This window comes from Bartonella sp. HY406 (assembly GCF_025449315.1).
In the GTDB taxonomy this organism is placed as follows: domain Bacteria; phylum Pseudomonadota; class Alphaproteobacteria; order Rhizobiales; family Rhizobiaceae; genus HY038.
Window position 1 is genome coordinate 2,767,490 of the sequence record NZ_CP104893.1, and the last position, 12,161, is coordinate 2,779,650.

General features: G+C 40.4%; 11 protein-coding genes. All 11 read right to left on the reverse strand.

Going from position 1 to position 12,161, the window contains the following annotated elements; all coding sequences use genetic code 11:
* Window positions 1-47 precede the first annotated feature (47 nt).
* The gene (locus N6B01_RS11755; protein WP_262078904.1) at window positions 48-449 is read right to left on the reverse strand and encodes a hypothetical protein; all 402 of its coding nucleotides are present in this window, start codon (window positions 447-449) and stop codon (window positions 48-50) included.
* Window positions 450-548: 99 nt separating this feature from the next.
* Entirely contained in the window at window positions 549-1,640 is a 1,092-nt protein-coding gene (locus N6B01_RS11760) for a BaGTA-type gene transfer agent major capsid protein (RefSeq protein WP_262078905.1), read from the reverse strand.
* Window positions 1,641-1,965: 325 nt separating this feature from the next.
* On the reverse strand, window positions 1,966-3,009 hold the full coding sequence (locus N6B01_RS11765; RefSeq protein ID WP_262078906.1) for an alpha/beta hydrolase: 1,044 nt from the start codon (window positions 3,007-3,009) through the stop codon (window positions 1,966-1,968).
* Between the two features lie 212 nt (window positions 3,010-3,221).
* Window positions 3,222-4,127 carry a hypothetical protein gene (locus N6B01_RS11770; RefSeq protein WP_262078907.1) on the reverse strand — a complete coding sequence of 302 codons (906 nt, stop codon included), beginning with the start codon at window positions 4,125-4,127 and terminating at the stop codon, window positions 3,222-3,224.
* Window positions 4,128-4,205: 78 nt separating this feature from the next.
* Window positions 4,206-6,242, reverse strand: coding sequence for a BaGTA-type gene transfer agent portal protein BgtI (locus N6B01_RS11775; protein WP_262078908.1), 2,037 nt, complete (start codon window positions 6,240-6,242; stop codon window positions 4,206-4,208).
* Window positions 6,243-6,298: 56 nt separating this feature from the next.
* On the reverse strand, window positions 6,299-7,651 hold the full coding sequence (locus tag N6B01_RS11780) for a PBSX family phage terminase large subunit (protein WP_262078910.1): 1,353 nt from the start codon (window positions 7,649-7,651) through the stop codon (window positions 6,299-6,301).
* 17 nt (window positions 7,652-7,668) lie between these two features.
* On the reverse strand, window positions 7,669-7,986 hold the full coding sequence (locus N6B01_RS11785) for a hypothetical protein (protein ID WP_262078911.1): 318 nt from the start codon (window positions 7,984-7,986) through the stop codon (window positions 7,669-7,671).
* Between the two features lie 28 nt (window positions 7,987-8,014).
* Complete coding sequence (locus N6B01_RS11790; RefSeq protein ID WP_262078913.1) at window positions 8,015-9,382, reverse strand: hypothetical protein; 1,368 nt, start codon at window positions 9,380-9,382, stop codon at window positions 8,015-8,017.
* A gap of 71 nt (window positions 9,383-9,453) precedes the next feature.
* Window positions 9,454-9,951, reverse strand: a complete 498-nt coding sequence (locus N6B01_RS11795) for a hypothetical protein (protein ID WP_182417953.1) — start codon at window positions 9,949-9,951, stop codon at window positions 9,454-9,456.
* Window positions 9,952-10,061: 110 nt separating this feature from the next.
* Window positions 10,062-10,574 (reverse strand): hypothetical protein, encoded by a 513-nt coding sequence (locus tag N6B01_RS11800; protein WP_262078914.1) that lies wholly within the window; start codon window positions 10,572-10,574, stop codon window positions 10,062-10,064.
* Between the two features lie 356 nt (window positions 10,575-10,930).
* On the reverse strand, window positions 10,931-11,923 hold the full coding sequence (locus N6B01_RS11805) for an aldo/keto reductase (protein WP_262078915.1): 993 nt from the start codon (window positions 11,921-11,923) through the stop codon (window positions 10,931-10,933).
* Window positions 11,924-12,161: the final 238 nt, after the last annotated feature.

Genomic DNA, 12,161 nt, shown 5'->3' on the forward strand with positions numbered 1-12,161 from the left:
CCCTTAAATCAGATTTCAAATAGAATACTTTAATATTTTTTTCAATCTTATTTTAATTGCCAAAAATTATCGCTTAATCTTGAAAAATCATCCTTACATTGATTTATTTTTAAATAATTATTATTCCATTCGATGGAACAACTCACCAATAAACTTTGGGAATCTTTACGGAAGAATATTTTACCATCTTTTACATCCCAGTAGTCCCATCCATCGCGAAAACCTTCAGTAATTGGCTTGCCATTTAAAAGATATGTAAATTCCAAAACGATATAATCTATATGATCCTTATTAAAACAAATTGTTCTTTCTACGTCCGGACGTAATTTCAAAGATGAATTTTTAAAACACTTATTTAAAATATCTGCTTTACTCACCCCATTATTACTCTGCGCGGCAATATTTGTTATTGACGTTAAAAAGAACAAAATGCACAAAAAATATTTCATACTTACCGCCCGCCACAAATGCTTATTTAAATATTATGTATTTGGCAAAATAAGGGCAAGATAAACCTGCCCTTATTTCAAGCTTAAATAGTATAAATTTTATGCAGGTGCGGCATAGGTGGAAATAACGATGGAACCAAAGTCTTCATTATTGAACACTGTTTTCTTAAAACCAAAAACAGTTTTTGCAGCAACACCTAATTCGCGTTGATAATCAAACAACTCTTCAACCAACTTATATTTTTCAGCAGAGCGATCCTTACCAAAAGCAATAACACCGGCTTGCCCACCAAGTAAAACCGCACGGCGCACATTCGGCAATTCAACACCAGTATCGCTAAGGCCAGGCATAATATGTTCAGCTTCGCGCAAGATAACGCCATTATACATACCCAGTGAACCATCAAAAATTGGATTTTTTGCCCGTGACCCCATATAAGCAGCCTTTTGAATATCAAGCCACTGACCTGCGGATGTATTGGTGCGCAATGATGTAACCTGTGTTGGGTGCAAATAAAGCACATAAACATTTTCACCATTCATACGCACTGGACGAATTTTAGGATTAGCAAGTTTTGCCTTTTCGACAGCGCGATCAATCAAAGAAAGGTTAAAGCTATCTGCCACCGCAAGTGCTGCTTCATTGGCTTTGTTATTGGCACGGAAAACGCGGTTAACCGTCGGCGCTGTTGGTTGGTTAAAACCATAATGAACCGATGATAGGGTTAGCGAATTCCCTTCAAAATTAAGTGTTTTGCCAGTATAACCGCAAAGATGCAAAAATGCTGTCATTGACAAGCGGTCGGCATACCAATCAACGAGACCAGCATTGGCTTCTTCACGCAAGTTAAACGGCACGCGCTGCGCATCAATTGTACCATCATTTTTCACCCGTACGGCATGGGCAAGTTCGTTAAGCATCAAACTGTCACTATAAGTGCTCAAGGCTTCTTCACGCCCCTCAAGCTCGGTGCCTTCAGTTACACCATCACCAATTAATTGGCGGCGCAGCCCAAAAGTCACCTTATCGCCCGCTCCTTTGGTAGTCTCATCCTTTAATTGGATAATACTGCTAGATGATGTGCCAATCAGCGGCGCAATCGCTGTCGCTTTTGAAATTTCTGCCGCAAGCTGACGCGACCAGGTTTTAACCGCCAAAGGATTATTGACATCAATATTGGTTACAGCCATGTGCTGTTTCTCCTAAAAATGAATTGGAAAAAATAAACACCCAACAAATGAGGCCCATGCCCAATTATGGGCAAAACTGCCTTTTAAACTTTTAAATTTTGATGGGTGATTGCTTAACGCAGCAATAAGCGCAGCTTTAATCAAGCTTTATAAAGTCCTGCTTTTGCAAGCATAAGATCACAAAAACAAATTGCAAAAATACGTCTTTTGCGAAACGAAAGCCTTTAAAAAACAAATCTCACGGCTATCTTAGATTTGCAAAGAAAAAATGCACTGGCTTTCACCAGCGCATTTTTTCTTTAACAATCGATAATTACAATATTGTCTAATCTAAATATTGATCGAAAAAGCTTGCAATATCTGAAAAATGCTGTTGAGTTTCAAGCCCCAAACTCATCATATCATGAATATGTGAAAGCCCTTCAAAAACAATTAAATCGGTTTCAACACCTGCTTCAATTAATTTGCGATGCACACGCACCGTGTTACTTAAAAATAAATCACGTGTCCCAGACGTTAATAAGGTTGGTGGAAAACCATGAAAATCGCCATAAACAGGCGATAATTGTGGATCTTTCATATCATGACCATTCGCATATAACTTAGCAGCCTCGCCAAGCCAGCCATCATAGCGCACAAGTACATTATCAACGCCTTCATTAACAAAATAGCTATCACCTGTTTTAGTCAAATCAGACCACGGCGTGCTCGGTGCAATAGCTGCCGGAGTTACAATGTTCTCACCAATCGCACGCAACACTAAAGCAAGCGTCATACCACCACCGGTGGACGCTCCAAAAACACCAATTTTCTTTGGATCATGCTGTTTAACCAAACCACTATAAACCGCAAAAGCATCATCCATTGCAGCAGGATAAGGATGATCTGGTGCCATACGATAATCTACTGAAATCACTTTAAAACCGCCAAACCCTGCCATTAAAATAGCTTCGGACAAGCCCGATTCATGAGGATAAAGCACATAGCCACCACCATGCAAATTTAACAAAATTCGTGTTTCATTTTCTTTAGCAATTTTTGCTGGTAAAACATGAAAAATGGGCACGCCGCCTATTTCGTCCTTGTCAATAGTTACATTAAGCACATCACATAATTGCCCAATATTATCAGTGACAAGATCAGCATTTTTTTGAACCCAACTACGCCATTCATCATCTGTTTGTGGTTTTTGTAATAAAAGGGGTTCTGTTTCACTGCCAATAAGAATACGTGCAGCAGCACTCACTGTAGATGGTATTGGTAAAGTTCGAGCAACAACGTCTTGTAATTTTAATTTATCCTGTCCACTTAAAGAAGAAACATCACCTACAAGACTATTTTTATTCAAATATTTGCTTTGTTTTTTCATAACCATCTCCCAAGATTTTCCAGATGATTAATCTAAATATGAGAATAGGATATTTGCAATCATTATCTTCAATCAAGCCCGTTAATGTCTTTTATTTACAAACAACCTTATAAAAAATCGAATTTGGATGAGCTCCATAATAAAACTTTGATTATATGGCTCACACAAGCCATATAACCTATTCAAGCATTCTCTCAAGGTAGCGCTAAATATCAGCCACCAAACATTTTGCGGAAATTATCGCGATTATTATCATACCATTTGGCAAACTCCGCTTCTGAAAGTCCAGCAAGTGTTTCTAACAACATTGGATCACCTGCATCGCGGCCATTGGTTGCTGCAAGAGTTCGCGCGGCATTTTGCGCTTCACCCAAAGCCTTAAAACGCGCACCATTTTGTCCCCCATAGCCATAGCCTTTGGCCACTTCATATAAGGCTTTGGCTGGATTTTCACCTTGCTTTAAGCTTGCAGCAACAATATCGCGCAGTTCATTGCGCATTTGGTTTGTTCTAAAACCAGCATCATTAAACCGTCCATCAATACCAGCTAATGCTTTTAATTGATTATCCCGCGCTTGCCCTAAAAAATTCAAAGCTGTATCTAAATCACCAATCTCGCTGCGTGATTGGCTAAGCGCATTATTCCATTCTCCCCATAAAGCGTTTTCGGTTTCAACTTGTTGTCGTGCATCATTTTCGCGTTGTTTTTCAGCTGCCATATCCTCACGCAACCGTTTAATTTCATTAGCTTGCCAACGGGTAAAACCAATAAAATCCTTTTCTGGATCAGGCGGAACATCACTCTCATTATTGAGTGATTTTTTTTGCGATGTTGTATCTAATAAAGACTTTAGTAATTCTGCCTCTTCACGTAATTCACTTAACAAAGCCCTCGTTTTTTTATGCTCCTCCCGCTCGGCATGCAAAGCTGCATGAGGTACCGTTTTTTGCATAATAGGTTCTTTGGAAGTCTTGTCATTCAGCGCACTATTATCCAACTCCCCCACATCTATTGCGCTTTCATCTCGCTCCCCACTTTCATTTACTAATCCGGTGGCGCCACGGCTTTCAAAATAGGCCTGTTCAACATCATTTAAAACTACATCTGCTTCTTGCATTTTGACATCCTTATTCATTGCAGCAAAGGGCTACATGTCATCAAAGAGGAATTTTCAATTAAAAGTTGACGCTGCTATTTAAGAATTGGCGCGTTGGTTATTTACTCGCTGACGAGCAATAGCATTTCTTTCCTGCGCAACAGCAAGGCTCTGCGCGTCACTTGCCGCTTTTAAAGCAAGATCACGTGCTTTTGCTTCTGCTTCCAATTGCTTCATGTAAAGATCAATGCTTTTTGCCTCAACTTCAAGGCGTTGTTTGGCAGTTTTCCCAGCAATATCGGCTTGCAAACCCTGCAATTTTATATCTGCTTCAGAAGGAGCCGTATTTTGCTCTGGCATTGCCTCTTTTTGTGCTGCCGACAAACGTTGCCAACGGTCAATTAGCGACGCTGGCAGCGGCGAATAGCGCAATATTTCCATACCAATTTCTGGCGTAATATAATCGCGTAAAATCGGCAACATTTGCTGAATAATTGCAAAGGTACGTTCTTTTTCATTAGGGCTAGTCGGCGCATCATCAACAATAATATCATAACTTCTATTGGCAATGGTCTCGCGCGTTAACGGCACATATTGGCTTTTATCTTCACCAATAATACGCACAAGCCGCCCATCCGATAGGTAATTTTGCAAAAGATAAAGAACAATGGTTCCTTGGCGTTTGCGGTAGCGGCGCAACGAATTAAACAAAGACGCCAAAAGGTTTAAAGATGATTGACGTCTTTGTGCTTCCAAAACCCCCGGTTGGTTCACTTCTCGCGTACCAATAAATTCTGGCGACAAGCCAGTCACCTGCGTCAAAGCTTCCTTACTTTCATTAAACAAAGTAAAAAAGCCGGATGGAAATTGCGCCACTGGCTTTGGTTGGATACGCGCAGCATTACCAGATAAAGCCCCATTGCGCATCCAGGTCACTTGGTCGGCACGCGCCAAACTATCTTCCGCTTGACGATCATCCTCAAATGCACCGCGCTCAGCCATAATACCGCCCTTAGCTTGGCTGTTTAGCAAATACATCACTTGGCTAAAAAATTTATTTGACCAGCGTTGCGGATCCTTTGCCGGACGGACAACCCCATAGAATTGCCGCTTCATACGATCATAATAGCCGGTAATACATTCCCAGCCAAACATGCCTTTGGGGGCCAAAGGACTATCGGGCGGAGCCAGTAAAGTGCGTCCTAAAAATGCGCGTTTCACCACTTTGCGACTTTGTTTAATAAAGGGAAAGTCCTTAAATCGCTTTAAAATTTCATCAAGTTCCAATTGGCTATATTCACGCGGATCCCCCGTTAATAAATCGGGGCCACGATAAAAATTCTCACGCTCAACATAGCGGCACTCCACCAAAGTGCACATTTTATGGCCCCTATCATCTTTTGAAAAATCATTATTGTCATTATAAGCAGAACCAGATTGATGAATATGCGCGCCTTGTGGATCATGAGCCAAAGTCTTAGCCCAGTCAGCATGAAGAAGCTCACTATCAATATCAGGAAACATCGCTTTAACATCTTCAAGCGGCTTTTCATCAACATACCAAAGCCGACGCGCATCACCCAAATTTGCTTTTACAGCACCGCAATCCCAAACCATTTTTAAAGGATCCAAACGCTGGACTAATGGATCACCATCGGGATTATTTTCAAAATCAAGCCGCGTATCCGTCCACCCCATGCCACAAATTACTGTATCGGCAAAAGCATCAGAATCTTCGTCTTCCGCGCCCGATTGATCGCGGAACCACTCACCAGCACCGGTTAATAATTCATTGGCAATACTATCACCAATTTCGCGAGGGATATAACGCACTTGCCGGCGATTATTAATTTCCGAGCCAATCACCGCATTAACCAGTGGTGCAACGCGGTTAAACGTCATTACAGGTCGGCGCTGTTCACGCAAAACCGCCATATCTTCAGCCGCCCATTGCTCACCATTATAAAAAGCATAATCTTCACGGGCATGAACACGCCATGCAGCACAATGGGCAATGTCTTCTTGAAACCAGCCAATGAGTTTTTGAGTTAATGCTTCATTGGCAAGCTCTTGGTCAGTATCTTTAGGCGCAGCAATATCATGCACGCTAAAGTCAGCATGTTCATTTCTATCCATCTTACAATCCTTGAAAATTTTTATCGCAGCGCCAAAAATAAATTGGCTCAACTCTTTTAGCCGGCCATCCATGATGATGAATTATATCGACCATTTTGATAGCGTTGGCTTATCTGTTTGTCATTCGGCGCTTCATAAGCCACGCACATTAAGCCAAAAGCATCAGCGCCATGGCTCGACCAATCATGCTCTGGCCCAAGACCAATTTGGCGGTTATCATCACGCTTTTCATGATACCAGCCAAGGGCATCAATCCCCGCTTTTGTTGTTTCTTCATGAAACCAAATAGCATTAAATAAACGCCGCACCGCTTCAATACGCAATCGCGCCGCCCCTACTCCTTGATTGGGAACAATATCAACAAAAAAGCCTGCGTCACGCAGGCTACCGGCAAAACTAACATCATGGACCCGATCACGGGTTACCCCATCATGGGGCAAAACCATCTGCGCATCACCGTAAGAGTTTTGCCGCAACCAATCAATATGGGCAGATAGTGGCTGACCTTGCGCTTCATAATAATTTAAAACCCTAATTTCACGCCCAATAAATTGCGCTATCCAAATGGCCGTTGCATCAGCACGCGCGCCCGTGCCGCCAATATCCCAAAAAGCTTTGACACTCATTAAAGGATCGCGCGCTACATGGCCAATGCGCCCTTCTTCACGAGCCGTCAACAAAGATTTAGCAAAATAAGCGCCTTCCGCCGCCCCAATAAAATCACCCTCCCAAATATGGGCATATTGCTCTGGTCGCTTTTGCTTGTCTTCCAAGCGTTCCAAATTTAAAACTTCAGGAAACCACGGATTGTCGCGCCAATTCAATTCAACAATTTTTGCGCCGCTTGGAGGATGTTCACGAAAACGGCAATGGGTTGCACTTGTTTTTCGTTCAGGGTTCCAAGTCACCCATATTTCAGAACTTTCTTCGCGCACACTAGGAATAGCTTTACTCCAAGCTCTTTCGGATAATTTTTCCGCTTCATCTACCCATAAAAGATGGATCCGCGCCTTAGATTTTATCGAATCTAGATGATGTTTTAACCCAACAAAAGCAAAAGAAATCCGACCATCCTTGGTTCTAATATATTTTTCACCCACATCATAATGACGTGCAAGCCAATCCAGCGATAAAATAGCCGCTTTTACTTCAGCAAAAGACGATTCTTCCAAGGAATTCATATATTCACGACCAATAATGATAAGCCCTTCCTCACCAGCACAAGAAAGTTGATAACCTTTCACTGCCGCCATTTTTGCAAAAGACCTTGTCTTGCCAGAACCACGCCCACCATATGCGCCGCGATAACGCGCATTACCTGCAAAAACCGCAACAAGCTTTTGCGGCAACTCAATTTGCGCAATAGATTTTTGATTTTTGGGTGACTTTACCCTTTTTGGCTGTATCATATTACCTCAACATGTCATCACACCTTATCTTCACTTAAATCCAACGTTCCAATAGCGTTTTGGACAACGTCTTCAAGTTGCGGTGCAATAATTTCAATATGGGTTATTTTAGCGCCCTCGCTTAATTTATCCTCAGCAAGCACCTTGCCAAGCAAAGTCAAAAAAGGACTAGGCGTCGCAATCGCTTGTGCCTCTAAATAAGAAACAAGCCCCTTATCGCCAAATTGTTTGCCTGCAGCTTCTGCAGCACTCAAAACTGCTTTGCAAAGTTTTTCACGCTCAATATTATTGCCATGCGTATTGGCACGGCGGCGCGGCGCACTCCGTTTTACCATAAATCACCTTTTTATAAGAAATTTGCAGTTAAACTTTTTTCAAATAATTGCGCAGTTGCGCAAGCACCCCAAAGCGCTCAAGCCCTATCAACAACACCCAACATAGGATGATTACACAAAGATAGGACAACATCGGCCAAGCAATATTATCGATGAAAAAGCCAAATGATAAAATAAATGGACGCATCGGCAATAAAGAGCCAAGCAAACAGGCAATAATCGCCCAGCCCAAAAATACACTAAATTTCAGACGTCCAGTCATAAAAACCGAAATTGCTAACAAACCGCCAAAAATACAACCAGCTTGTACATAGGCAATCCAAATATTGCGCCATAAATAGCCAATTGGCGGATAACCAATAAAAATGGCGAGCAAGCTTTGATTGGCAAAATGCAAAATAATCGGCGCAACAAGCATCATCACAGCAAATATAAAACTAGCGGCGATAACCGACCCGAGAATGCTTTGCCCTTCATAAAGCCAAATATTTTGCCCTAAACCGTCACCTTGCCTCTTACCGATAATGCCAAGCAAATAGAAAACCACTAAACTTAATATGCCAGTCAAAAATGCAAGCCATATAAAGACCCAAATATAAAAACTGCTTAAATCACCTCTCACCTCACTTGGTAAAGCAATTAAGCGCAGCAATAAAAGAACAGCACAAACCACCCACGGCAAAACCAATATCGCCAAAGGGGTAAGTCGGCCAAAACGCCGCATAAGGCTGGCAATAGCAAAGGCCAGCAACGCCGCTATTAAATAAGCAGTCGTTTCAACTTGCACCTGTTTAATCGGGCCAGAAGCAATGGCAGCAATTGCACTACCAAAGGCAAGCTTTACAGTGATCAATAAATATAAAACCGGCGTAAAAATACCATAGGTTAAAGCCGCCCAAAAAGCAGCGATAAGATTTGGGCGCTCATCAATTTGATAGCGATCATAAAACCCAGAAAGCACTAAAAGCCAATAATAAAGCGCGCCGCTAGCAGCAAAAGCAACCAACCAACCAAAATTAAATTCGCCGCCAAAACCTGTATCATTCATCCATTGCGGCCAAAAATACTGCAAAACTGCCGTTATTATCATAATAATAAAGGCACAGATAAAACTGGTTAAAATTGCAAATAAAAGACTTATGCTCCCCCATGTGCTACTGCGAAAAGCTAAAACCAAACCAATAAACAAAGCGGTTAGTAAACTTTTAGGATAAGGTATTAAAGTCAATGCTAAAATTTGCGAAAAAGATAGCTCAAAACCAGAAAAAACACCCGTGATATTTAAATAAATAAAAGCCCATAGCGGCGGCATAAAAACAAGACAACCGACGAATATAAACAAGGCCTGCACCAATCGCGCATACCAAAATGTTGAATCTTTTGAAAACTCCACCACGTCAATTGCATCCTTAAAGCCAATTTCGCTAACTCAAACATCTCGTCTTTAATAAATGGGGCAAGAATGTTTTAACTTTTTATATCATCGGCAGGACGCGCCAATTTTAACTTGCGCGCAAGCGACCAACAAATAAAGCCAGCAACAATGCCTTGCACAACCGCAATCAATAAAAGCATAGGGATAAAAGCTGTATGATTTACAAGCACAACAATGACTTGGGTAATTAGCTCAATAACAACGCCTGTAACCACCAAAGAGGTGATTGCAGTTCCAAGGCTCAAAGCCCTACCCTGCGCTGCTCCATAAGCACACCAAAGACCTGCAAAAACAGCCTGTGCCATAAAGAGTGAATAAGAACTCATCAATCGAGGGACAAAATTCTGTTTAAAAACATTCGTAATTTCAATTAGTAGGTCTGAACCACCAATCCAAGCATGATCAAAAAACACCAATACCAACATTTGCAAGGGTGGCGATATAACCAAATAAATAGACAAAACCAAAATACCACGCCAAGGATGGCTAAAAACCTCGTTAGGATTTGAATTATTTGTCATATTACTCATTAAACCACACCTGATAATCGCTCACATAATCAATCATAGCTTACATAAAATTATCTGCTCGCTACTAATATGTTATTAATCATCAATAGCACAAAAAAATAGCTTTTTCTTTAATAAGCCGATTTATTCTTTTTCAAATTTATGAATTGATCAATTTTTAATAGGCGTATAATTAGCCAACAAATGGAAGCTGCAAATATCGCTTGTAATAAGGTGACAAATAATAACAAACCATCAAAAGCCATATCCCGAAAGTAGAATGTTATAATTTCAATCAAAAATTCTGTCGCAAGCTCCAATACACTCAAAGCTATAACTGCTTGCCACCATGAAAGAGCCTGTCCTCTAGCAACGAAGAATGCACAATAAAGCCCAGCTAAAACCGCTTGCGCAACAAAAAATGAATAAGAAATTTTTACATTTGGTAAAAAATAAATATTAAAAATATCAACTATTTCTACAAGCAATTTGGTATCACTACCCCACTCATATTGACAATAAGCAAATAGAAGTAATTCCATTGGCGGTGCAACTATCAAAAAGATAAGCACGACAACAATACCGCGCCATGGATGACCAAAAAACACATCCTCATCAGCATTTTGGCTGATTTTATTTACCACTATATTTTATCCAATTCATTGATTATAAGAATAACAATATTCTTTACCCTTTGATAAACCACTTAAAGTCAACACTATAGTTTATCAATTTTTATAATGGTTTTTATCCGTATATTACAACCAACGCAACTAAGTAGTTTTTACCATATTGATAAAACCAATATTAATCATACTAAAAACGCACATTTTATTTTCGATCAATACGCTTTAAATTAATTAACTTTTCAAAAATGACCATGAAATTAAAGCCCTTGGTCAATTGGTTCAAATACAGCTTTACACAGAAGACCAAAGGTCTCAATGATGGAAGTTATACTTATAGAATATCTACTGCATAACTTCCAAAAAATCAGTATTTAAAATACACTTAAAACCGGATGCGGCTTATAAGCTTGTTCAACAAACTCAATTTCATCATCATTAAGGGTAATATCAAGGGCTTTTACCGCTTCAACAATATGATGGGGTGATGTTGTTCCGATAATGGGTGAAGTGATAAACCGTTTGCTTAACATCCAAGCAAGGCTAAGCTGCGCCATGGAAATGCCGCGTTTTTTTGCCAAGGTCTCAACATTATCAACAATCACTTTATCCAAATCTTCACTATTACCCCAAACCATCGGCGATACATTATCAATCTTTGAACGATCGGTTGCGGTTTGCCACGGACGGGTTAATCGGCCACCCGCTAAAGGGCTCCACGGGATCATCGCCACTTTGCGATCAACACAAAGCGGGATCATTTCCCGTTCTTCCTCGCGATGAATTAGCGAATAGTGATTTTGCATGGAAACAAATTTGGTCCAATTATTCTTTTCAGCAATATTCTGCAATCGCTCAAATTCCCATGCATGCATGGAAGATGCACCAAGATAGCGAACTTTGCCACTTTTTACTACGTCATGTAATGCTTCCATGGTTTCTTCATAAGGGGTGGAATGATCTAAGCGATGAATTTGATAGACATCAAGATAATCCAATTGCAACCGCTTTAAACTATGATCAATCTCGGTCATAATATTTTTGCGTGATAGACCACCACCATTAGGACGGTTAGGGCGCATCGGAAAATTAACCTTCGATGCCACAACAATTTCATCACGATTAAGATTAAATGCCTTAATATACTGGCCAGTAATCTCTTCGCTGCTTCCCATTTGGTAAACATTGGCGGTGTCAAAAAAATTAATACCAAGTTCAACCGCTTTTTTAAACGTCTCTTTACCCGCGTCAAAATCTTTAGCCCACGGAAATAGTCCGTTTTGTTCGCCCGGTTGGCCAAAACTCATCATACCAAGACAAATTTTTGATACATCTAAGCCAGTGGCCCCAAATTTTACATATTTCATAACAGCTCCTAATTAGCGGCAATGATGCAGCGCAATGATCTGCCCATTTTAAGAATTATTCACAAATTGCAGTAACATCAAATTGCATCAAATTTGATTTCACCCATCAATAACCATTAAATAATTTATTGAGAATGCTATAAAAAGTAATTAGAGTTATTAGTAGAACTAATTAATAAGTAAAAATTTATCCATTAGCCACCAAACTTTGTTCACTTGACGCAGCTCATTAAACATA